Genomic DNA, 22,664 nt, shown 5'->3' on the forward strand with positions numbered 1-22,664 from the left:
TACTTTGTACATCAACCCAAGCTTTTTATCCCGTGTCTGATTTCCGCCTGAAAGTTTTCAACAGTGTTGCCCAACACCTGAGCTTTACCAAAGCCGCTGGTGAATTATTTATTACGCAACCTGCCGTTACTAAGCACATTCGCGAGCTAGAACAACAATACGGTACACGGCTGTTTGAACGAAAAGGCAATGCCGTTTTTCTTACCCCTGCGGGCGAATTGCTCAAACGCTATGCGGGTCAGATTTTACACCTGTATCAGGAAGCAGCCTTTGAACTCAGCACCCTGCAATCCAAACACAGTGGGATTCTTCGGTTGGGTGCGAGTACAACCATCGGGCAATACCTCATTGCGCCACTGCTGGCCAAATATTACGAAAAATTCCCCCAAATAGAATTGTCATTGCTCAACGGAAATACCGAGATGATTGAAAATGCCGTTTTGTCGCACGCCATTGATTTGGGGGTGGTAGAAGGAAAAAAACATCATTCTGGCATCAAATACGTGGATTTCATGGACGATGAACTCGTGGCAGTGGTACACATCAACAGCAAATTGGCGCCTGTGGAAGAAATTAGCATTGAGCAGCTTACTCAAATTCCACTTGTGCTGCGGGAGCGAGGTTCTGGTACGTTGGAAGTCATCGAAAGTGCCCTGAAAGAACATAATTTAAAATTATCGTCCCTCCAAATCATCATGCATTTGGGCGGCACAGAAAGCATCAAATCCTTTTTAGAGCACGCCAATTGCATGGCGTTTTTGTCCATTCGCTCCATTCAGAAAGAGCTCATTACTGGTCAATTGAAGCTCATCAAAGTGAAAGACTTGGTGCTTTTAAGGAAATTCTGGTTGATTCATTTACAGGGCCAACCCGAGCCGATGGCCGAATCCTTCATGCGTTTTGCCTTTCGCGAATACAGCAGGAAATAAGCCTGTAAGGACTAGTGGCGTACATTGGGTTGTGAGCAACCCAGTCGTTGGTTTTGAGAAACCAACGGCACGCGTGTCTCCGTTGTCGCTCGGCTCTGCCGCGTGACGACTATTAAAAGGCCTCCGGCCGCTGTGTTTGAAAAATCAGGCCAACATTCGCTCCACGATTTTCTCAGCCGTAGCTCTAATAGCCGGCACCGCCACCGAATTTCCGAATTGTTTATAGGCCGAAGCATCCGCCACCACGATCTTAAAATCATCGGGAAAGCCCTGAAGGCGGGCCCATTCGCGCGGGGTCATTTTTCGGATACCTTCCCGATTCACTTCACCTTTGATTTTGGTCAGCGGTGTATAATCCGTAATTCTGAAGTCATACACCAGATTTCGTTCGCGCCCCATGCCTCCTACTACGATGGCATTGGCGATGGCATCATCGGCGATAATTTCGTAGCCAAAACCATTGCCTTTATTGGCATGGCGTTGTTTATGGTTAATCAACGTCTGTAAATATTGGGTAGATAAGTAATATTTAGCCGACACAGGCTCCGTCTCTTTTACATCTTCAAACGCTACTGGAATGCCCAACGGTTTGGGATATTCAAAATTATCAATGTTCAAATCTTCCCTAAAACCGACAATAAATATACGCTCCCGATTCTGCGGCACCCCGAAGTCCTTGGCATTCATCACTTTGGGTTCGGGCACATAATAGCCCAAATCCTCGCGTAGAGTGGCTAAGATTGTTTTGAGGGTTTGGCCTTTGTCGTGGTTGATGAGTCCTTTGACGTTTTCCAGAAAAATGGCTTTGGGTTTTTTACGGCGGATAATATCGGCCACGTCGAAAAACAGCGTTCCGCGCGTATCTTCAAATCCGCCTCGACGCCCCGCTATGGAAAAGGCTTGACAGGGAAAGCCACCGCACAAAATATCGAACCCGTCGGGGATTTGACTTTTGGTTTCTTCCTTGGTAATGTCGCCAAAAGGTACTTCGCCGAAATTAGCCGCGTAGGCCTTCTGCGCCTGCGGGTCCCATTCACTGCTGAACACACACTGCCCACCAAGGGATTGCAGGGCCATTCTGAACCCGCCAATCCCAGCAAATAAGTCTATAAAGGTAAAAACAGGTTGGGAAACGGAAGGAAAAGGAACATTTTCAGCCTCATTTAGACTGATTTTTTCGGTTACTGTCATCGATTACTACTTTTCATCTTTGACTGCAAATAGCTAAACTTTGTCACGGATTGCAACAAAATTCTCATTTAACCTGCTTCATGAATATATGTGAATGCAAAAATTATGAAGCCATTACATAGCTATATCGCCAGCTTTAGATAGATTTTTTTCAACGTTCATGGCTCAAAATCAATTTGAATAATGCCTTTTAATTTCCAAGCACTTCCATTGCCGCCTGCAAATACATTTCCGAATCTTGTTTGAAGTAGGGTCCTACCTTTTGAGGCGCTTCCTTGTGGCCCAGCCGCACCACCACCGCATTTTTGGACGGAATCGCCCAGATGAGTTGCCCCAACAAACCACGCATACTGACCGTTTGCAGGTCTTTGTAAGTTTGCATCCAAAACTGATACCCGTAGACTTCAGTGGGCTTACCCGTTTTAGGGTCAATAATGCCTTTGGCGGGACTGAGGGCTTCGGTCATGTATTTTTCGGAAGCAATTTGGCGGCCTTTCCAATTGCCTTTCCAGAGCATCAGGTGCCCGAATCGGGCATAATCTCGCGCCGTGGGGGCAAAGCAGCAAAAGGCTTTCTCGCGGCCTTTGGGCTTATCGAGCATCCAGTAGGCATCCGTTTCACTGCCGATGCGCTGAAAGATTTTTTCGGAGGCAAGGTCGGCTATTTTTTTGTTGTAGACTTTTTCTAATACCAAACCCAGAATTTGCGTGTCGCCACTGCGGTATTCAAATTCTTTGCCCGCTGGTTTTTCTACGTTTAGTCCGTCGATGACGTCGGCCATGTCTTCGCCGTAGTAGCCGTAGGCATTGTTGCTGAACACCCCACGGTCTTTTTCGTGCCAATCCAGCCCACTGCTCATGGTCAGGCAATGGCGCAGCGTGATTTTCGCCTTTTCTCCTTCGCGAAACGAGTCGATGTAATTGGAAATCGGCTCGTCCAATCCTCTGATTTTATTTTCGTACAACGCCACTCCCACTAGCATCGAAATGATACTTTTGGCGGCAGAAAAAGATTGACTCAGGGTTTTGGTGTCAAAACCTTCCCAGTATTTTTCATAAACCAATTTACCATCTTGAAACACCAAAAAAGCCGTTGTTTGGTATTTTTCTAGCGTATCCATGAGGTTTTGGGAAATCACCGCTTTGTTAAAATTAGAATCTAACGGCCAAGGCTCAGGAAGGGTTGAGGCCAACACTTGACGTTTGGGGTGGTTTTTATAATCCAAAATATCCACTTCTCCGCGCTGCACATAATTACGAATATGAACAAACGGCGGCGTGTAGGTCAGGCCCGCGCCCAAAAGCAACAAGCCGCCCAAACCAAAAAGTAAATTCCGAAATAGCCTTTTCATAAAATCTAAAAGTAAGTAGTGCAGTAGTTCTTTGCCAAACCGAGTTTAGGTAAGGTTAGGAGCAAAACGTCTTTAATGAAGCAAATATAAACGCTGTATTTCATGAAATATCTATTCGTCGCTGTGTTATCTTTTCTCTGTGCAGCGCAGAGCATTTCTCAGGAAACCTACGCCGAGAAATTGGGTTATCCCAAAGGCAAAAAAATCATTATTTTTCACATCGACGACGCGGGTATGTCGTATGAAGCCAATCAGGGAACGATTCTGGCGATGGAAAAGGGCGTGGCCAACTCAACCAGCGTAATGATGCCATGCGGCTGGGTGCCTGCCTATATGAAATACGTGCAACAACACCCCACCACCGACGCGGGCGTCCATCTTACGCTGACGTCGGAATGGAAAGGCTACCGCTGGTTTCCGATTTCGGGACGTGAGAAAGTACCTGGACTGTTAGACAAAGAAGGTGCCATGTGGTCAAACGTCGGTGATGTAGTTAAACACGCCACCCCCGACGAAGTGGAGATTGAAATTCGCGCCCAAATTGCACGTTTCCGCGCCTTTGGGGTAGAGCCCTCACACATCGACTCGCACATGGGCACGCTCTTTGGCTCGGCGGCATTTACGGAGCGCTACATTAAAGTAGGCATACAGGAAAAAATCCCCGTGATGCTTCCGGGCGGTCACGCGACGTTGATTGCCAAAGAGCGCAACAGCCCCGCGCAAGAGATTCAGCAGTTTCAACAAATCGGCAAGATGCTTTGGAACGCGGGCTTGCCCGTTTTGGATGATTTGTTTGCTGATACATACGGTTGGAAACTCTCGCCCCAAACACCTAATACGGAAGACAACCTGCGTAAAATGAAAACCGAGAAGTACATTGAGTTGTTGAAAGAAGCTAAACCGGGCATTACGATGGTGATTATGCACTGCGCTGCCCCGAGCGAAAACTTCAAAGAAATCACCGATTCGTGGCCTACTCGCTACGGAGACCTATACGCAATGCAGGATCCTGCACTCAAAAAATTCATCGAAAAAGAAGGCATTATTCTTACTACTTGGCGCGAAATGCGCGAACGCCGCGCCAAAGTGAAATAGAGAAAGGAACCAAAAAATAATAAACTGAAGTAACCGTAAACCCGCAAAAGTGAGCTATACTTTTGCGGGTTTACAGTTATCATTTTGCGGGTTTTCGGTTCAAAAAGAACGTTTGCACCCTCCTGTACCCTTTCCTTAAGTACAAAGGAACCGAAAAATAATAAACTGAAGTAACCGCAAACCCGCAAAAGTGAGCCATACTTTTGCGGGTTTACATTTATCATTTTGCGGGTTTTCGGTTCAAAAAGAACGTTTGCACCCTCCCGTTGTTTACCCCAAAAATAAATTTATTCCCTACGGTTTGCACATCACGCACATCACCTTTCAGCGCCAATCCTGCTTGGCCTTGCCGCAAGTATTCAAAATCTCCTTTGCCGTTTCCCTTGAGAATCATGCCTTGGTTCGCATCGGTTTTGCCAATACGAATCCGAAAGTTGGATTGATTTCCTGCCAATAAAATATCCCTTTTCCCATCCCCGTCAAAATCAGCCGTAGCGATGGCATACACGGGCGATGTTTGGGCCGCCAATGGCAAGGGTTTAAAGGTTAGTTTTCCTTTTTCATTCATTAATATTCCCGTCCGCAACTCATTGACGTTGAGTTTTACGGCACGCGTAGCCCATTCTTTGCCCAGCACTTCCTCGGCGGTCGCGGTGGAATAGGATCTATAGTCGATGAAATTTTTACGAAGGGGGGCCAATTGCTCCAAAGCTTCATCGCGCCCCGCCAATGGATAGGCTTGCCCCTGATTAAAATAGGCAATAAACGGGTCGAGACGGCCATTTTGGTCAAAATCGTCGTAATACAACGTCATTGGTTGCTCATTGGTGGCTTTTAAGGCGGTGTTCAACCCTACATTTCCCACCACAAAATCAACGTCGCCGTCACCGTCCAAATCCGCTGGCGCAATTCGGCTCCAAAGCCCAACGGAAGGCACAGTAGAAAGAATAAAGTGCAAACCCTTTTTCTGATTTTCTAACACCTGAATCGGTTTCCACTCGGCCGAAATAACAAAATCGGGGGAGTTATCGGTGTTTATATCAGCAACGGCAACATCCGTAACCAACCCTAAATCCCATTTTTGGACAATGACAAAATGTCCTTTTCCATCATTTTGCAGCAGGTGACTTTCGTTGGCATACGGAAAATTGGCGGTTTGGACACCGCCGCCTAGAAATAAATCCTTATCTCCGTCTCCATCGGCATCGAACGCTTCCACACAGGTTTTATTGAGCATGATTTCGGGGATTTGCCCCATCATACTGCGGCTAAACGTGCCTTTGCCGTTGTTGAGATAGAGGCGGTCCTGAAGTTGGGCGTAGTTTACGTCGTATTCACCGCTCACTACGTACAAATCCAAATCACGGTCACCATCGGCATCAAAAAACACCGCATCGCGGTCTTCAAAGGCTTTGTCGGTCTCAAAAGCGGGTTGCGTGTTTGGCGTAAAAAGGCCATTTTTTGTTTGCAGAAATAATTGCCCCGCTTGGTCGGTGGCTCCGCCCACATACACATCTTCTAATCCATCGCCGTTTACATCGCCTTGGGCCATTCGAGGACCGCCCGAGGAATAAAGGTACGGCAACAAAATCTGCGTGTTGAAATCAATGGCGGGGTTTTCATGGTGGGCAAAATCTAGAGCATTCGTTTCTTCGAAAATCGGTTTTCTCTTTGGTAAAAGCAGTGATGGCTCAAAAGGCAGGGCTTTGTTTTCTTCCGCCAAGTGTGTTTTGTTCAACGCCACCGAGGTCAACAGTTGACTTTTATTGCTCGGCCAAAGTACCCGAATAGAATCTATTTTTTCGGTTTTACCCAAACCAAAATGAAGGTTGTCGTACATGCAGGCCTGAAATCCGCGCGTAGGCGTAAACTCCTGATATTGAACCTGCCCATCGGCATAAACGTACACTTTCGCCCCTATTCCAAACGCATTTGCGCCATCGCCTTTCAGTTTGATTTTGACAAAATTCTGCGGTTGCTGTTCTTGTTGTTGATTTTTGTAGAGGCTTGTCGGCTCGTTGGTATTGCACGTAATGAGGTCAATATCACCATCTTGGTCAAAATCTGCATACGCCGCTCCGCACGCAATGCTGGCCTGTTCAAAACCCCATTCTTTGACTTTATTAGTAAACTGAACCTGATTGCCTTTCGCCGTTGCATTTTTAAAAATATAGTGATGTGTAGGCGTAGCAGGCATTTTTTGAAGGTGGTCCAATAACGATTTTTTTGATTTCTGGCCTTCTCCTTTCATTTGCTCGTCGGCATAATACTTCACAAAATCTAAATCAGTATAATCTCGCACAAAACCGTTTGAGACAAACAAATCTTTCAGCCCATCATTGTCGAAATCAGCCAACAACCCTGCCCAACTCCAATCCGTAGCCTGAACTCCCGCGAGCTGACCCACTTCCGAAAATAGCGGATATTCGCCGTTAGCCTGCCCTGACAGGTGGCTCCTTTTTTCCATGTTCCGTGTTCCGTGCTCCGTCATTCCCTGATTCACTTGCAACATATTCCGCATATTCTGCCAATGAAACCCATTTTCGAGCATTGCCTGCTGCACATTCCAGTTGTCGGGCCACGATAATATTTTCTGACGACGGTTATCTTCAGGCAGCATATCGGTCGTAAAAATATCGGGCAACGCATCATTGTTGACATCTGCAATATCCACGCCCATCGTCGAGTAAGAAAAATGCCCCATCATCTCCTTTCCTCGTTCGGCAAACGTCCCGTCGCCGTTGTTTAAATAAGCATAATCCTCTTCTACATAGTCATTACACACGTACAAATCAGGCTTGTTGTCGCCGTTAAAGTCACCCGTGGCAATGCCCAACCCAAACCCTAGCGCATTGCTGATGATGCCCGCTTCTTTGGTCACATCGGTAAAATGTCCACCGTCGTTTCGATACAACCTGTCGCCTGCATCGGCGTCAAATTCCTTTTTGAGGTAGGCCGCTTCCTTGCGCTGATACCCGCGTAGGTTGTGGTTCAGGACAAATAAATCCACATCTCCGTCGGTATCATAATCAAAAAACAGCCCTTGGGTAGAGTACCCCGCATCCGCAATACCGTAAGCTTCGGCTTGCTCCGTAAACTGAACTTCCTTTTGTGATTGATGGGTTGAACCAAGATTGATAAACAGCTGATTTTTACGTTTTTCAACGGGAAAATTACCCGAATAGCACACATAAATATCCAGCCAGCCATCCGCATTTACGTCGGCGAGCGTCACCCCCGTTTTCCACGAATCTGTACGCCCCGCTACACCAGCTTGGTCAGTAACATCATCAAAGTTGAGGTTTCCTTGATTGATAAATAGTTTATTAGGCACCTGATTTCCCGTCAGATACACGTCGGGCAGACCATCATTATTAAAATCGCCCACGGCTACCCCACCGCCATTGTAGAAATACTCGTAGGCCAGAATATTGGCCGTTTCGGTTTCGGTCAACTGATTGGTAAACGTAATTCCAGTTTCGGAGGCGTCAAGTCGTTCAAAAAGTGTAGGCTCCGATTGACAGCCGCTCCCAAACAGCAAGGCCACCAATCCGATTCCCCATTTATTTTTCATCATTAGGTCAATCATTTAAAGCATCAAAAATACGATACTCCGCACGATATTTTACCCGTTCTGCATTTTATCCTACCCATCTGTGCTTTCCCGAATAATCAAATATCGGCTCTCTCTGCTCGAAACTCGAAAGAAGCGTTTATTTTTGCCCAAAATCTACCGCTTTTCTGATGCGTCTTGCCTTTACCATTTGTACATTCAGTCACTTAGCACAGGCCAAAACCATGGCCGACAGCCTTGTGAGGCATAATCCCGAGTATCAGGTTGTGATTGGGCTTTTTGATAAAATTAACCATCGGGACGTTTCTTCGGTTGAAAAATACCATCTTATTGAAATTAATAAGGAACAGATACCTGACTTTGAATCGCTTTTTGACCGCTATACCCCTTTTGAGTTGAGTTGTTTGGCCAAGCCTTACCTGGCGAGTTGGTTATTGAAAAAATATCCTGCGGTCCAAAAACTGCTTTATTTCGATTCGGATATTCTCTTTTTCGATAGTTTAAACGCCATCGAAGATGATTTAGAAAACCACGACATCGTCATTACGCCCCACGTTACAGCGCCCATTACGACCGAAGGATTACCCCGATTGCGTAATTTTCTCAATGCAGGGTTGTACAATGGCGGCTTCTTTGCCCTGCGCCGCAGCGAAGAATCAATGCATTTTCTGAACTGGTGGCAGGACCGCGTTTGGCATGAAGGCTACCATGATTTTGCCGAAGGGATGTTTGTGGATCAACTGTGGCTCAACTACGTACCGCTGTTTTATCCAACAGCCCTGATTAGCAAAAACCTCGGTTACAATGTGGCCTACTGGAATATGCACGAGCGAAAAATAACCCATGAAAAAGGCCGTTTTTGGGTAAATAATACGTTTCCGTTGCTGTTTTTTCATTTCAGTGGGTATCATCTCTCCCACCCCGACGATGTATCGGTGCATCAGAATAGATATACTTTTGCCAACCGCCCCGACGTAAAACCATTGTATGACGTTTATAAACAGGCATTGATTGATAACCGAGATACTGATTTTCGTTCTTTGCCCAATGCCTACCACAATCCGTCCTACTTTTATCAAAAAAACAAAGCCCTCAAACGCCTAATCGTTGCAGGATGCCGACGTTTACTTCGATTATTAAATGCGTCCTAATCAATTCATTTTCAGTACATTTACCAAACAATTATTTCCCTGAGTATGTCTACCAATAAATCACTGATTTCCATCGCCTTGTGTACTTACAATGGAGAGCGGTTTTTATGGGAGCAATTGGAGAGCTTAGCCCGTCAAACACAACTACCTGATGAGTTGGTGATTTATGACGACCGCTCTACGGACAATACTGTGGATTTAGTACACAAATTTGCGCTGACGGCCCCTTTTAAAGTGTGCGTTTTTGTGAACGAGCAACAAGTAGGTGTCACCAAAAATTTTGAAAAAGCACTGACTCAATGCACTGGTGACATCTTGTTTTTATGCGACCAAGATGATGTCTGGCACCCCGAGAAGATTTCGCACATGGCGGCATTTTTGGAGCAGAACCCGTCCTTAAATGTCGTCTTTTCAGACGCGCTTTTAATCAATGAACAAGGAGAACCCTTTCAGACTACGTTTTGGGATGTAGTACGACTCCAATCAGTCCAACTGCAACAATGGCGACAGGGCGAAAGTATTAGGGTAATGCTCATCGGCAACCGTGTGGCAGGCTGTACCATGGCCCTCCGCAAATCATTTCTGAATCAATTACTGCCTTTTCCTCTCGATATTCCCGATTTTCTGCACGATACATGGATTGCGTTTGTGGCGTCGGTCTTGGAACAAATCCAATTTATCCCCGAACCTCTCGTAAATTACCGCCAACATGCCGCCCAGCAAGTAGGTACCCGACCAAAAAATTTAGTCCCCCTGAGCCTAACACAGCGGTTGGCAAGGCCGCATCAGCAAAAATTGATTCCGTACCAGCAACGGCAGCGCGAATTGCAAACCCTGTACAACCACTTACAGCGCGTTGTTCCGAAGGAGAATAAAAACCTGAAAATAGTAGAAGAAAAATTGCATTTTTTGACCGTAAGAGCCAGCCTTCCTAGCAATAGGATGTTGCGACTAGTACCTGTTTTTAGGGAATGGATCAGAGGAAATTACCATTATTTTGCCGACCAAGACACCTCCCCTAGAGGTATATTTATGACGGCCCTCGGGGATGTATTGGAATAAAAGCACCTCCACTATAGAAATCTAAAGCACTTTTTTTTCAGCCGTAATTTTCGCCACAATCAATTGACTCACGTCGGGAGTTTCGATTTTTTCACGGTAATGTACCGTGACGTTTCGACGTATGTACGCTGCATTTTTGCTTAGAAAATGCGTGTGGAAAAGCAATACGGGGTAATTAGCAATGGGAAAGAAAGGAAGACCTGAAGCTTTGTAAATGGTAATTGTTTCACAAAAAATGCAACACAGATGCTCTGGGAAAGAGTCCAAAGTAAGGGCAAACTCCGCTTTTGTGGATAAAAAAGCCAACTCTTGGATGGATAATTTTTTTGAAGCATCAATGACTTTCTCCGAAAATTGAGACGCGGTTGCGCGGTCAATCCCCTTCACAATCTGCGCCGAGAGGTCGGTTTGTCCACACAATACCACAGAATAATCTGACTTTTCAAGCACTTCTTTCAGCACATTGATCCAAAACGAATTCGACATTTGCCGGTGGGCTTCTCCTGTTTCGGGAAACAACAAAATATAAGGTTTCGTAACTGCCAACGGTAATTTTGACTGAACCTGCTCCCACGTGATTGACGCATCAATGGTAAAATAAGGCACGACTTCTTCCAATTTTGTATCAACCCCTATTTCTTTCAACAAGGCCGCATAAGCCTCAAAATGGTGATAGTTGCCATCTTTTCGCGGAATTTCAAGCTCAACATCCAAAAAACCACCCATTCCACGCCGATTAAAACCGACGGCTTTTGTGACATTCGTAAAAGGCAACACAAAATGAGACACCCCGTAAGAGGTACGAACATCCAAATAAAAATCGTAGTGTTCGTCGCGCAAAAAAGGCAGCACCTCCTTAAATGTTTGGTAATGCCGTTTGAGTTTTTGCCAAAACCCGATTTTATTCCGATTGCTCAAATAATGATCAATCACCAGCGTATGACGAACGTAAGGGTTGTGTTCATTGACTGCTTTGCACCAACTCGGTGAGATAATATCAATGATTGCATTGGGATATTTTTGGCGAATAATAGGAAACATGTACGAAACCGTCAGGGCGTCGCCCATGTGGCCTAAGGAAGCAATAAGCACTTTGGGAACGGCAGAAATGGGCGCTTTTTCCCGCTTACGATAAAACCACCGCACGTAGATGTCAATGAAGAAATCCAGAATGCGTAATGGAATGGTCTCGCGAGGGGTACCGCTGTAATGCCGCTTCATGCGTTATAGTTTATGTCCGAACTTTTCAAAGTGGGGTTTCCAAAATTCTAATTCGTGGATATCCCATGCATGGCACCCAAACGGGAGTTCGTTCCCGTTTAAAATAAAGGCTTTGGAAGGTAAATCTTCCACCGAAAAACGAAGCGCCTTGCGCCAATGGGGTAAGCTCACTTGCCGGATATACCTGTTCATTTCAATGCAAAAGAAAACATCTTCGTTGTAAAATGACCCTTTCTTTGCCAAATACTCTTCAATTTTGGGGCGATTATTGCGCACAATGTCTAGCATTTTTTGGACTTTTCGCAACGAAAACCCGCCATTGCCTACCGTAAATTTTATCGTCACATCTAGCGGCTGATTATTGCGGTGTTTGTCGCGCAGGTCAAACCAAATCGCCAACTGCTTTTTGAGACCAAAAACTATGCGATCGGTCACAGAACTGAAATCACGCTCGATTCGCCATGGCGCTCCGATGTAATCATATCCTTGTCGACACCACTCCAAAAGCTCATCGCGAAACACAAAAGCATCCAATTGGTAAATCAGGATGTATTCGAAGTCGCTAAAACGTTCATAAAACTCCGCCGAAAGCATCAACCGATTGTAGGTCTGAACGCTTTTAAAGTAATCGTCGTCGAAATTTTCTACTTTCAGTTGCGGATAGTCCTCCAATACATACGAAATATCCAGCGAAAAGGGTTTTATAATAACAATGGGGTGTTCTTTTAATACCTGTAGTCCCTGCGTAAACGAGATTTTTTCGTGCAAACTGAAAACAGACTTGTACAGGGGAATTACAACGGCAACGGGCTTCATACCACCTTATTTTGTCTGAAAAAAAATTTAAGGAGGCAAAAGTAAGCTAAAGGTAAAACAAAAACCCATTCTAAAATAAAATTTTACCGATACATCGATTGGTTTTGCATCAATTAGTATAACAATCGGTTGGTCGGCATGTTTATAATCTTCGCCTAATAAAACCCCTATTTGAGGCATTTGGGGCATCTACCGGGACTTTAGCAAAAAATTGTATATTTTTTATAAAGACCGATGCTAACAAAGCAAATTTATCACTAATTTTGCGGCAAATTTAAACGTAGTTGTAAGCGAAAGACTGAGGTTATTCAATTTTAAATACCCAAAGACCCGCCACAATTCACGAATCGATTATTAATACTAAACAATAAACACAAACATACTATGGTAGCTGTAAGACCGGATGAGGTTTCGGCGATACTTCGGGAGCAATTGGCCGGTGCAAAAACCGACGCCCAACTCGAAGAAGTAGGTACGGTACTGCAAGTGGGCGACGGGGTAGCTCGTATCTATGGCCTGACAAAAGTACAAGCGGGTGAATTGCTCGTATTTGAAAATGGCCTGAAAGCCCTTGCTCTCAACTTGGAAGAAGACAACGTTGGAGCCGTATTGCTCGGAGAGTCAAACGAAATCAAAGAAGGCGATACCGTAAAACGTACTGGCGAAATCGCATCCGTTAAAGTAGGAGACGGTATCGTAGGACGTGTAGTGAATACATTGGCCGAACCTATCGACGGGATGGGGCCTATCCAAGGTGAAACCTTTGAAATGCCAGTAGAGCGTAAAGCACCGGGGGTAATTTACCGCCAACCAGTGACTGAGCCGCTTCAAACGGGTATCAAAGCCATCGACGCCATGATTCCAATCGGTCGTGGTCAACGCGAGTTGGTGATTGGTGACCGTCAAACGGGTAAAACTGCCGTTTGTATCGATACCATCATCAACCAGAAAGAATTTTACGACAAAGGCGAACCAGTCTATTGTATCTACGTAGCCTGCGGTCAGAAAGCCTCTACCGTTAAGCAGGTAGAAGCTACCCTCCGCCGGTACGGTGCCATGGATTATACCGTCATCGTAGCGGCCTCTGCCTCTGACCCTTCACCCATGCAGTTCTTTGCGCCGTTTACGGGTGCGGCCATTGGTGAGTACTTCCGCGATACGGGCCGTCCTGCGTTGGTGGTATATGATGACTTGTCAAAACAAGCCGTTGCTTACCGTGAAGTTTCTCTTTTGCTTCGTCGCCCTCCAGGCCGTGAAGCCTATCCTGGTGACGTTTTCTATCTCCACAGCCGTTTGCTAGAGCGTGCTGCCAAGATTACGACTTCGGACGAAATCGCTAAAACCATGAACGACTTACCTGCTTCGTTGAAAGACAAAGTGAAAGGTGGAGGTTCATTGACGGCCCTTCCGATCATCGAAACACAAGCAGGTGACGTTTCGGCCTATATTCCTACCAACGTAATCTCTATCACAGATGGACAAATCTTCTTGGAATCCAACCTGTTTAACTCAGGTATCCGCCCAGCCATCAACGTAGGTATCTCGGTATCTCGCGTAGGGGGTAATGCGCAAATCAAATCCATGAAGAAAGTAGCGGGTACGCTTAAGTTGGACCAAGCCCAGTTCCGTGAATTGGAAGCATTTGCTAAGTTTGGTTCTGATTTGGATGCCTCTACCAAACTGACGATCGAGCGCGGTCGTCGCAACCAAGAAATCCTCAAACAAGGTCAGTTCTCTCCCGTAAGCGTTGGCGACCAAGTAGCCATCATTTACGCTTCTATCAACGGTGTGCTCGACAAAGTGCCCGTATCAAGAGTAAGAGAGTTTGACGCAGAGTTTATCAATTTATTGAAAGCCGTTCATCCAGAAGTACTTACAAGTCTGGCTGCGGGTAAGTTGGATGACTCTGTCACCGATATTATTAAGAAAGTTGGTCGCGAATTAGCCGCCAAATACGCATAATTGAGCTAAATGTCGCGCATCAAAGAAATCGTCAAGGCTACGCCCCTCATCGGGGACGTAGCCCGATTTATCGGTAAGTACCGCACGCGGGTTCCGGCGGGGCACTTTTACAGCCCCATCGTGTCCGTAGATGAAGTACGTAAACGTGAAGCACAGATTTATCCCGCGCCCCCGCGCACGTTGCCGGGCATTGACCTCCGCGAAGCGGAACAGGTAGCGTTGATGAACACATTCGCCAAATCGTACTTTCCGTCGGTGCCTTTTACCGATACTCCCCAAGACGGCTTTCGGTATTATTTTGTCAACAAGTATTTTATCCACGCCGACGCCACCACGCTCCACTGCATGATGCGGCACTTCCGCCCCAAGCAAATCATGGAAGCAGGGTCGGGATTTTCGTCGGCGGTGATGCTGGATACCAACGAGCGGTTTCTTAATCAAAGCGTAAAATTTACGTTTATTGAGCCTTATCCCGACCGTTTGTATTCGTTGTTGACCCCCGCCGATCGTCAGCAAACGACGATTTTTGAAAAAACGTTGCAGGATATTCCTGTCGAGTATTTTGAAAAACTGGCCGAGAACGATATTCTTTTTATCGACTCTACCCACGTATCAAAAACGGGCAGCGACGTCAATTACTTTTTGTTCGAAATCTTTCCGCGCCTCAAACCGGGCGTCATCATTCACGTTCACGACGTATTTTATCCGTTTGAGTACCCCAAAGCTTGGGTTATCGACGGCAACGGACGTTTTGGCTGGAATGAAGCCTACAGTTTGCGCGCGTTTTTGATGTATCAGGATACGTTTGAGATATTGTTTCACAATGATTTCCTCCAAACGTTTCATGCCGATTGGCTTGCCGAAAATATGCCCACCTACGCCACCCGTGGCCGTGGTTCGAGTATTTGGCTGCGCAAAGTCAAGTAGGCAACAGGCAATTTTATAGTAACCCGTAAATGCCCGTAAGTTGGATTTGGCGATTCAGTACGAATCACCAGTAACAGATAACAGATAACTGTAAAAAAATGGCTTCATTAAAAGAAGTTCGCAATAGAATCACGTCGGTTAACTCGACGCAACAAATCACGAAGGCCATGAAAATGGTGGCCGCCGCTAAGCTTCGCCGTGCGCAAGACGCCATCATCCAGATGCGCCCTTACGCCAAGAAATTGGGCGAAATGCTCGCTACGGTATCGGCAGGAACCGAAACCGCCGCCGAAAGCCCTTACAAGCAAGTGCGCACCGTCGAGAAAGTGTTGATTGTCACTGTTACTTCCGACCGTGGACTTTGCGGTGCTTTCAATACCAACGTCATCAAAGCCGCCGTGGCCCTCATTCAGGAAAAATACGCGACGCAAGCCGCCAAAGGCAACGTAGAAATATTGGCTTTGGGTAAAAAAGGCGGCGAGGCATTTTTGCGCCGGGGGTTCAAGGTAAATACTGACTTCATGGATGTGTATACCCGTTTGAGCTTTGGTGTGGTGAAAGAAGCGGCCGAAAGCATCATGGCCGATTTTGAAGCGGGCAAATACGACGCCGTTGAAGTGGTGTTCAATGAGTTCAAAAACGTAGCCACCCAAATCATCCGCGCCGATCAGCTTTTGCCGATTCCGGAAGCGAAAAATGATTTGAAGGCCACTACGTCCAACGTTAACTATACTTTTGAGCCTTCAGAAGAGCAAATCGTGACCGATTTGATTCCCAAAACGCTCAAAATCCAGTTGTACCGCGCGGTGCTCGAATCCAACGCCTCTGAGCACGGAGCACGAATGACCGCGATGGACAAAGCAACCGACAACGCCCAAGAGCTCATCAAAGCCCTGCGCTTAGAATACAACCGCTCGCGCCAAGCGGCCATCACCAAGGAAATCCTGGAGATCGTCGGTGGAGCCGAAGCGCTATCACAAGGGTAATTTAGAGTAATAGTTCCAATAACAACAACAGCCCGCTTCGATGAAGCGGGCTGTTGGAGTATTATGAATCACCGCATCATCTCCGCTCTTTCCCTCCAAACAATTTTACCCCTAATGAAAGCCCAAAGGTATTTCCGTGAAAAAGGTATTGGGTTTTATTTCCCATGATTTCAAATGTTCTTTGTTCATAAGGGCTGAGTGCTTTTGTATAAAAAGCCTCTATTCTGACGCGCCTGTATTGGTACCCCAAACGCGCATTAATGCCCCATTCTGCCGCCGGGGCTTCACTTGCACTCAGCACCTTTTTGGTAAGCAATACATTCACCTCGGGACCTACACTTATAAAAGCCCTTTTATGCTTAACTCCTAACCTGCCGCTGACTCCTGCGTAGTTATAAGAATTATAGCCATATGGATCATTCGTGATGGGGCTGTCGTACTTATTTTCTCTTTGCTGAAAATACAGATCGGTATCTATAAACAACCAACGATTTATCGGAAGTGTAGCCCATCCTACTATCTGAAAACCGTTTGAAGCGCTTATGCCTCGAAGCTGTCCATTATAACTGCGCGGATTGTTGATTATCTTGGTAATCATCCGATTGGGCCCGGCTTTCAGGCCAAACGAAAATCCATCGGTTACCTGAGCATAATTGACTGTGCCGGAAAACGACAAGATAACAAATACACAAATCGAACTGAATATTGTTTTCATGGAATCCTTGTTTTATGTTGACTGTAATGGTAATGACACGGCAAGCGGAGCCATTGGTGATGTTATTGCAACACCGTTCGTTTCGCATTATAGGCTCCCCAAATGCCGAGTCCATTTTTAATGTTTGAATACACAGGGGTAGGCTCGGCAAAAGGATTATTCAGCGCACCTGATGCATCCAAAAGACGATTTTGATACGCCATAATGGACGATTTCAAATACCGATCATAACCGGCACTTGCCGCGAATGAATAAGTAAATACCTGATCCTCTTTTTTGATTTGATTGACAATCGTATAGCGAATCACCGGATTGGGGTCAAACGTTGTGGACACAGGATCTACTCTGGCTGGATCTCCAAAACTGTATTTTCCCGAAAGGCCATCAAAAAAAGAGTTAAAGCGATCTAAATATTGACTGTTGCTTAATAATCCTAAGTTAGCAGTACTAATATACTCATAGAAAATATCAGGTGTTACCTCACCAGTAGGTGATCCAGGCTTTACTCCTCTTACTTTTCTGGTGCTGTAAATACCAAACCAAATGGGCGTTTGGGTGAAGGCATAATTGGTAATTCGCAACTCAAAATCAGGGGAAGAATTGGGGTTGTTTGGATTAGAAGCAAATTTTGAACTGATTACCCGTGGTGCCTGAGGAATACTGTCTTCCGCGTATATTTCGTCAAATCCAGGCACATTGACCCTAATGGCGTATCTCTTTCCGGCTACCGGTCGTTTATTAAAGGAATACACGCCTTTGGGCGCATTAGACACTTTCCCGAGCACTACCCCATCTTCCATAAACGACACCTCCGCATTGGTAATTCCCTGATACACTGCCGCAGTATCGGGTCGTAATGAATACGTCAGCCGGACGCTCAAAACACTGTCGGGGTTGGGAGTGCCTACCGCCACTACCTGTTTTTTGAAAACATTGTCAGGCAAATCCACCGTTTTTACACATCCCTGCAAAAATAACAGCGCAATAATAATCGCCCCCGCTTTGCTCATCTCAAAAATTGCGTTCATACGTAAAGGAAGGAATAATGGGAAAAAGACTGAATTGTTTGAGTTGATTTTTATCGTAATACAGGTAGAAAGGATTGTTTCTACTGTACACATTGTAGACTCCCAACGTCCAGACACGATTGCCGTTTTTCATGGGTTTGACCGACCGGTAACTGACATCCAAACGATGATAAGCCGGTGCCCGAAAGGTATTTCTGTCACTGAGTAAACCCAATTCATTGAAATAGGAATAGTACTCATCGGGTCTGTACGGCCCTAAAAAGCCAACCGTTTTTACTAAACGGGAAGGGGAAACCCCGTTGAATTTGGCCGTAGAAATTTGTAATGGAATGCCGGAATTATAAAAGAAGTTACAGGAAAACGTTTTGTTTTTACTCCATTCATAATTGAGCGTTAATGCAATGTTATGGCGGCTGTCGTATTTATAGGGGAATGCCACCCCTCGATTCAGATCACTGAAAATTCGCTCTGATTTTGACAAGGTATAGCTTAGCCAACCTTTCCATTTTCCCGTATTTTTTTGTACCAAAAACTCAATGCCGGTCGCTTTGCCCTCGCCCACGGTCACTTTATCTTCCCATCCAACGGTCGAACTGTTTAAAAACGACGCCCCTTCCCGGTATTCAATGACGTTTTGCATGTTTCGACGAAAACCTTCTATGCTCACATTGAATCGGTTTTCGAATAGGCTTTGGTAATACCCCAACGAAACCTGATTGGAAAGTTGAGCGGGAATACGTTCGGTAGCCGACACCCACAAGTCGGTAGGTAAGCCAATGGAAGAATTGCTTAACAGGTGAAGATATTGGGCAAAATGCCCGTAAGAAAATTTAAGCGAGTTGCGCTCACTCAGCGCATAGTTGAGCGATACACGCGGCTGAGGATTGATAAAGCTCCGTTGGCCTACTTGATAAAAACTCGCGTTTAAGCCTACATTGGCACTGAATTTAGCGCCAATTTTAAATTCATCTTCGACATAAGCAACTAATTCTACGGCATCAATGCTGTTTTGCGGTTTATAAATCGTATCCGATTGCCCGCTTTTGATTTGCTGTATCTCGGGACTGAAACGATGAGCCGTAGCGCTGATTCCCGTTTTGAGCGTGTGATTGGCGGAGGGGAAAATATCCCAATCATATCGTATGGACCAGTCTCTGATACCCGACGTAAAACGGCTTTGGAAGGTTTTGACCTCTTTCACTTCGTTTTGTAGGGTGTAATCGAAATTAGTATAACTCACGGATAAGTTTCCAAATATCCGCTGATTGTATAAATGATTCCATCGTACAACGAAGGTATTATTGCCCCAGTTATAATTGTAACGGGATGTTCCGTCGTTAAATTTTATGGTGTTATTGAGACCGTCACGCCCTGTGTAATAGCTAACGTAGAGCTTGTTTTTAGGGGAAAGGGCGTAATTCAGTTTAAAATTTACATCGTAAAACTTAAATACCGAACGAAAATCACTCTTGGAAATGACCGCAATGGGGGTAGTCAGCGCATCTAACCAAGTACGCCGTATTGACAATAAAAAGGACGATTTATCTTTGACAATAGGCCCCTCAAACAAAAAGCGGCTCGCGACCGGACTCAAAGAGATTTTCGTATTGTAAGTCTTCTTATTTCCTTCACGCATACTTACATCAATCACCGACGAAAGCCGCCCTCCATACCGGGCGGGAATACCTCCTTTATAGAAATCTACGTTAGCAATGGCATCGTTATTGAAAATAGACAGGAAGCCAAACAAATGATTGATGTTGTAAACAGGTACGCCATCCAACAGAATTAAATTTTGGTCCGGGCTTCCGCCCCGTACGTTCAATCCCACCGTTCCTTCTTTGCCGTTTTGGACTCCCGGCAGCAATTGCAATGTTTTCAGGGCGTCGGTTTCCCCCAGCAGCGCCGGCGTTTTCTCAATCGTTTTGGCCGAAAGTTGATGAAATCCACCAAGCACCTGCTCATGGGGCGGCACCTTGTCTTTTACTTCCACTTCTTCCAATTGTTGGGATTCGGGAAATAAAAAAACGGTCAATAACGTATCTTTTGACAGTGTAATGCTCAGTCGTTCTGTTTTAAAACCAACCGTACTGATGACCAACGTTTGTCGTTGATTGGGAATAAGGCCAACGCTGAAAAAACCGTAGGTGTTGGTTTGCGTACCCATTTTTTGATCTACTATCGAAACATTGGCTTTGGCAATACGCTCGCGTTTTTCAGCGTCTTCTACGTAGCCATGCACATAAACTTTTTTTTGTTGGGCATTGGCGACGATGCCCAACAAAAAAAAGAACAAAAAAAGTTGAATCTGTTTTAGCATAATTCATCATTAAATCGAACACGAACACGGTCCTCCGGTACCAAAAGTCCAAGTGTGAGTACTTGAACTGTTAAATTGGGGTTGGTAAATATTATAGGGATATTGTTCTCCTTGGGATAACCATATTTGAAAGTGAAAAAATGTGATTCCTAAATCAGAAGTTTCATTCCAATTTTGATCAGGAATATTTCCATCCCAAACAAGATTGTATGTTCCTCCTAAAAATTTAACAGTGGGAGTTGTAGCCCAATAATTAGGGTTATTGGCAAAATTATAAGAAACAGTACCAAACCCACTTTGTGAGCGCGTGGCATGATTATACCAGCCTCCTAAAAAGCCCCTTTTTAATGTTCTAATCTTAAGAGTTCCTAAGTAGTTTCTGTAAAGTCCATCATCATGATGATATGCTTCCTCATAAACAATGATTCTATATTGCAAAGGGGAGCCATATCCGCCTTCACAAGATCTTGTATAGGCATAATTTAATTTTTTGTTCGCATTATAAAATTTAATGGGATGGACACTGACTCCAAGTTTCTTATCAGTTGACATTGTTTTCTCTAACAAAGCAATTTTTTTGGTATCCCCATCTTCAATTACTTTGGTATAAGAACTCTTGTACTGAATAATTTTATCCCCCACCTTAACTAACCCGTCTTTATTTAATAAAGAAGCCAATTCTGTTCTTATCAAATTCAGTCGTATTCCTTCTTCTTTTGAATAAAAGAAGGTATTTGGGTTGTCTTTGACGACTTGTGGAATTTGGTGAGTCATCATCGTAGCCATGGCCGGATTTTCAGCAACTAATTTTATTTCTCTTTCATGATTAGCGGCATCCTCTTCTTCTGCTTCTTTTAATAGCGTTCGAAGCGATGTAAAATTGTTTTGTTTTTCCAAATTAACCACTTCGCTGTAAGGTGCTTTTGAAAGCTTCTCCGCCGTTTTATAGAACTCATCTGCGGTCTTAAAAGTCAAAAAATTATCATGCGCCTCTAATGTCGGGGCTATGTCATTGCTATTCTTACAGGAGGATAGAACCACACTCAATGTAAATAATAGGCCATAATACAAATGGTTGGTGTGTAAAAACTTAAACTTTTTCATACTTTTGTAGGAGTTTAAATGATTAAATAATTGTTTGAACTGACACGAAAAGCTCCGCTCCGTCGCCAAACTGATGCGGGGCTTTCTCGTTTTTTGAACTCACTATTGCGCAATAGTCAGGGGCAAATCTCCGCAAAAGATTTTTGCCACGCCTCAACCCTAGGGTGAATTTTTCTCCACCCTAGAGGCGATAATGGGCCATTTCCAACAAAAATTTTTGAAAACCATCCTTCCCTGCTACCCCCAATTTTGAAATAAGGTTGTTTTTGTGGGTCTTTACGGTGGCGATGCTTACCTCCAGAGCCGTTGCTATGTCGGCATTGGTGCGGCGTTGGATGGCATAGTAGAGCACTTTTAGCTCCTGCGGCGTGAGCGCAACCGACCTGCGTTGCAGGAAGGTATTCAGTTGTTTCAGTTTTTCCAACTCCTCAGCAGGGGAGTCAGCGGCTGTTTTGTTCGGCATTCGGTATTTATTTAAATAGCTCATTTATAAACCATTGCTTACGCAGATACGCTCTGAGCAGGCATGGCATTGATTAAAATGAGTTTTTCTAAACGTTGAAAAAAAAACGGTGATGCTGCATATCAGCACCAACTGTTGAACTACAAAATAGTGGGAATATTTTGGGCGGCATGAAACAAAAATTGCTGCAAGCCGACTTTTCCTTCCACACCGAGCTTAGCGATGAGGTTGTTTTTGTGCTTCTTAACAGTACAGATGGCCGTGCCCAATTGGTCGGCTATCTCCCGATTGTTCCTGCCTTCTTTGGCCCAATACAGCACATTGAGCTCCTGTGGGGAGAGAAAAATAGATTGGCGGAGCAGAAAAATGTCTAATCTGTTCAATGGGTCGAAATGGTCTGGTTGCGGGCACTGGGCTGTCATCTTTTTTGATTTTTAGATACTTAAACACTTTATGAGGTGTTCATCAGCAACCTCTACCATAGATAGATAGATAGATAGATAGATAGATAGATAGCATCTGATGAACAGCCTTTCGGCACGGGCTGTCAATAATTCGTTCATCAAGAAGCAGGGTAGAAGAGCTGTACGCCCATAAACGTATAGCTTGCCAAAGATAAACTGGTTTTTTTGAGAAAAACAAACAATAGTTATCAAACGGTATGAGGGCTGATAGCGTCTCTTTTGCTTTCCATCAAGCCCCTCATGGGTCTCCAAATTGCCCCGTGACTTATGGGTATAAAAGCCGCGCAAATTGTTTTTTTAGGAAA

At 45.0% G+C, this 22,664-nt stretch carries 18 protein-coding genes; 7 read left to right on the plus strand and 11 right to left on the minus strand.

Annotated elements, in window-relative coordinates; all coding sequences use genetic code 11:
• Positions 1–32: 32 nt before the first annotated feature.
• Positions 33–929, plus strand: a complete 897-nt coding sequence (locus tag NCI00_RS25105; protein ID WP_253532263.1) for a LysR substrate-binding domain-containing protein — start codon at positions 33–35, stop codon at positions 927–929.
• Between the two features lie 144 nt (positions 930–1,073).
• Here the strand turns inward: NCI00_RS25105 and NCI00_RS25110 are convergent, their stop codons facing one another.
• Both NCI00_RS25110 and NCI00_RS25115 read right to left on the minus strand, forming a co-directional pair.
• Positions 1,074–2,120, minus strand: a complete 1,047-nt coding sequence (locus NCI00_RS25110; RefSeq protein WP_253532265.1) for a DNA cytosine methyltransferase — start codon at positions 2,118–2,120, stop codon at positions 1,074–1,076.
• Between the two features lie 190 nt (positions 2,121–2,310).
• Positions 2,311–3,471 (minus strand): serine hydrolase domain-containing protein, encoded by a 1,161-nt coding sequence (locus tag NCI00_RS25115; RefSeq protein WP_253532267.1) that lies wholly within the window; start codon positions 3,469–3,471, stop codon positions 2,311–2,313.
• 102 nt (positions 3,472–3,573) lie between these two features.
• On the opposite strand from NCI00_RS25115, the gene NCI00_RS25120 reads away from it, so the two are divergent.
• The gene (locus NCI00_RS25120) at positions 3,574–4,566 is read left to right on the plus strand and encodes a polysaccharide deacetylase family protein (RefSeq protein ID WP_253532269.1); all 993 of its coding nucleotides are present in this window, start codon (positions 3,574–3,576) and stop codon (positions 4,564–4,566) included.
• A gap of 220 nt (positions 4,567–4,786) precedes the next feature.
• Here NCI00_RS25120 and NCI00_RS25125 read toward each other — a convergent pair whose 3' ends face one another.
• Positions 4,787–8,143 (minus strand): VCBS repeat-containing protein, encoded by a 3,357-nt coding sequence (locus NCI00_RS25125; protein WP_253532271.1) that lies wholly within the window; start codon positions 8,141–8,143, stop codon positions 4,787–4,789.
• 167 nt (positions 8,144–8,310) lie between these two features.
• On the opposite strand from NCI00_RS25125, the gene NCI00_RS25130 reads away from it, so the two are divergent.
• Complete coding sequence (locus NCI00_RS25130; RefSeq protein ID WP_253532273.1) at positions 8,311–9,291, plus strand: glycosyltransferase; 981 nt, start codon at positions 8,311–8,313, stop codon at positions 9,289–9,291.
• A gap of 45 nt (positions 9,292–9,336) precedes the next feature.
• The gene (locus tag NCI00_RS25135; protein ID WP_253532275.1) at positions 9,337–10,353 is read left to right on the plus strand and encodes a glycosyltransferase family 2 protein; all 1,017 of its coding nucleotides are present in this window, start codon (positions 9,337–9,339) and stop codon (positions 10,351–10,353) included.
• A gap of 21 nt (positions 10,354–10,374) precedes the next feature.
• On the opposite strand, the gene NCI00_RS25140 is transcribed toward NCI00_RS25135, so the two are convergent.
• Both NCI00_RS25140 and NCI00_RS25145 read right to left on the minus strand, forming a co-directional pair.
• Positions 10,375–11,574, minus strand: coding sequence for a glycosyltransferase family 9 protein (locus tag NCI00_RS25140; protein WP_253532276.1), 1,200 nt, complete (start codon positions 11,572–11,574; stop codon positions 10,375–10,377).
• Positions 11,575–11,577: 3 nt separating this feature from the next.
• A complete protein-coding gene (locus tag NCI00_RS25145; RefSeq protein ID WP_253532277.1) occupies positions 11,578–12,390 on the minus strand; it encodes a DUF5672 family protein in 813 nt (270 codons plus the stop codon).
• A gap of 384 nt (positions 12,391–12,774) precedes the next feature.
• On the opposite strand from NCI00_RS25145, the gene atpA reads away from it, so the two are divergent.
• The 3 genes from atpA to atpG all read left to right on the plus strand — a co-directional run bounded on the left by atpA (position 12,775) and on the right by atpG (position 16,265).
• Positions 12,775–14,352 (plus strand): F0F1 ATP synthase subunit alpha, encoded by a 1,578-nt coding sequence (atpA, locus tag NCI00_RS25150; protein WP_253532278.1) that lies wholly within the window; start codon positions 12,775–12,777, stop codon positions 14,350–14,352.
• A 9-nt stretch (positions 14,353–14,361) separates the two neighbouring features.
• Positions 14,362–15,279, plus strand: coding sequence for a class I SAM-dependent methyltransferase (locus tag NCI00_RS25155; RefSeq protein ID WP_166559808.1), 918 nt, complete (start codon positions 14,362–14,364; stop codon positions 15,277–15,279).
• Between the two features lie 98 nt (positions 15,280–15,377).
• Entirely contained in the window at positions 15,378–16,265 is an 888-nt protein-coding gene (atpG, locus tag NCI00_RS25160; protein WP_166559807.1) for an ATP synthase F1 subunit gamma, read from the plus strand.
• Between the two features lie 76 nt (positions 16,266–16,341).
• Here the strand turns inward: atpG and NCI00_RS25165 are convergent, their stop codons facing one another.
• From NCI00_RS25165 to NCI00_RS25190, 6 genes are all read right to left on the minus strand, one after another.
• On the minus strand, positions 16,342–16,980 hold the full coding sequence (locus NCI00_RS25165; protein WP_253532279.1) for a hypothetical protein: 639 nt from the start codon (positions 16,978–16,980) through the stop codon (positions 16,342–16,344).
• Positions 16,981–17,042: 62 nt separating this feature from the next.
• Complete coding sequence (locus NCI00_RS25170) at positions 17,043–18,008, minus strand: DUF4249 domain-containing protein (protein ID WP_253532280.1); 966 nt, start codon at positions 18,006–18,008, stop codon at positions 17,043–17,045.
• Positions 17,992–20,328, minus strand: coding sequence for a TonB-dependent receptor (locus NCI00_RS25175; protein WP_253532281.1), 2,337 nt, complete (start codon positions 20,326–20,328; stop codon positions 17,992–17,994). The genes NCI00_RS25170 and NCI00_RS25175 overlap by 17 nt, the downstream gene beginning before the upstream one ends.
• Before the next feature lie 9 nt (positions 20,329–20,337).
• Positions 20,338–21,432 carry a hypothetical protein gene (locus NCI00_RS25180; protein ID WP_253532282.1) on the minus strand — a complete coding sequence of 365 codons (1,095 nt, stop codon included), beginning with the start codon at positions 21,430–21,432 and terminating at the stop codon, positions 20,338–20,340.
• A gap of 181 nt (positions 21,433–21,613) precedes the next feature.
• A complete protein-coding gene (locus NCI00_RS25185) occupies positions 21,614–21,895 on the minus strand; it encodes a response regulator transcription factor (protein WP_253532283.1) in 282 nt (93 codons plus the stop codon).
• A 140-nt stretch (positions 21,896–22,035) separates the two neighbouring features.
• Complete coding sequence (locus tag NCI00_RS25190; RefSeq protein ID WP_253532284.1) at positions 22,036–22,317, minus strand: helix-turn-helix domain-containing protein; 282 nt, start codon at positions 22,315–22,317, stop codon at positions 22,036–22,038.
• Positions 22,318–22,664 lie beyond the last annotated feature (347 nt).

Source organism: Runella salmonicolor (assembly GCF_024158025.1).
In the GTDB taxonomy this organism is placed as follows: Bacteria; Bacteroidota; Bacteroidia; order Cytophagales; family Spirosomataceae; genus Runella; species Runella salmonicolor.

What these genes read in the sequence shown, in the direction of transcription:
- NCI00_RS25110 (WP_253532265.1), bottom strand. Translation starts at nt 2,120, where the DNA reads ATGACAGTAACCGAAAAAATCAGTCTAAATGAGGCTGAAAATGTTCCT.
- NCI00_RS25115 (WP_253532267.1), bottom strand. Translation starts at nt 3,471, where the DNA reads ATGAAAAGGCTATTTCGGAATTTACTTTTTGGTTTGGGCGGCTTGTTG.
- NCI00_RS25120 (WP_253532269.1), top strand. Translation starts at nt 3,574, where the DNA reads ATGAAATATCTATTCGTCGCTGTGTTATCTTTTCTCTGTGCAGCGCAG.
- NCI00_RS25125 (WP_253532271.1), bottom strand. Translation starts at nt 8,143, where the DNA reads ATGATGAAAAATAAATGGGGAATCGGATTGGTGGCCTTGCTGTTTGGG.
- NCI00_RS25130 (WP_253532273.1), top strand. Translation starts at nt 8,311, where the DNA reads ATGCGTCTTGCCTTTACCATTTGTACATTCAGTCACTTAGCACAGGCC.
- NCI00_RS25135 (WP_253532275.1), top strand. Translation starts at nt 9,337, where the DNA reads ATGTCTACCAATAAATCACTGATTTCCATCGCCTTGTGTACTTACAAT.
- NCI00_RS25140 (WP_253532276.1), bottom strand. Translation starts at nt 11,574, where the DNA reads ATGAAGCGGCATTACAGCGGTACCCCTCGCGAGACCATTCCATTACGC.
- NCI00_RS25145 (WP_253532277.1), bottom strand. Translation starts at nt 12,390, where the DNA reads ATGAAGCCCGTTGCCGTTGTAATTCCCCTGTACAAGTCTGTTTTCAGT.
- atpA (WP_253532278.1), top strand. Translation starts at nt 12,775, where the DNA reads ATGGTAGCTGTAAGACCGGATGAGGTTTCGGCGATACTTCGGGAGCAA.
- NCI00_RS25155 (WP_166559808.1), top strand. Translation starts at nt 14,362, where the DNA reads ATGTCGCGCATCAAAGAAATCGTCAAGGCTACGCCCCTCATCGGGGAC.
- atpG (WP_166559807.1), top strand. Translation starts at nt 15,378, where the DNA reads ATGGCTTCATTAAAAGAAGTTCGCAATAGAATCACGTCGGTTAACTCG.
- NCI00_RS25165 (WP_253532279.1), bottom strand. Translation starts at nt 16,980, where the DNA reads ATGAAAACAATATTCAGTTCGATTTGTGTATTTGTTATCTTGTCGTTT.
- NCI00_RS25170 (WP_253532280.1), bottom strand. Translation starts at nt 18,008, where the DNA reads ATGAACGCAATTTTTGAGATGAGCAAAGCGGGGGCGATTATTATTGCG.
- NCI00_RS25175 (WP_253532281.1), bottom strand. Translation starts at nt 20,328, where the DNA reads ATGCTAAAACAGATTCAACTTTTTTTGTTCTTTTTTTTGTTGGGCATC.
- NCI00_RS25180 (WP_253532282.1), bottom strand. Translation starts at nt 21,432, where the DNA reads ATGAAAAAGTTTAAGTTTTTACACACCAACCATTTGTATTATGGCCTA.
- NCI00_RS25185 (WP_253532283.1), bottom strand. Translation starts at nt 21,895, where the DNA reads ATGCCGAACAAAACAGCCGCTGACTCCCCTGCTGAGGAGTTGGAAAAA.
- NCI00_RS25190 (WP_253532284.1), bottom strand. Translation starts at nt 22,317, where the DNA reads ATGACAGCCCAGTGCCCGCAACCAGACCATTTCGACCCATTGAACAGA.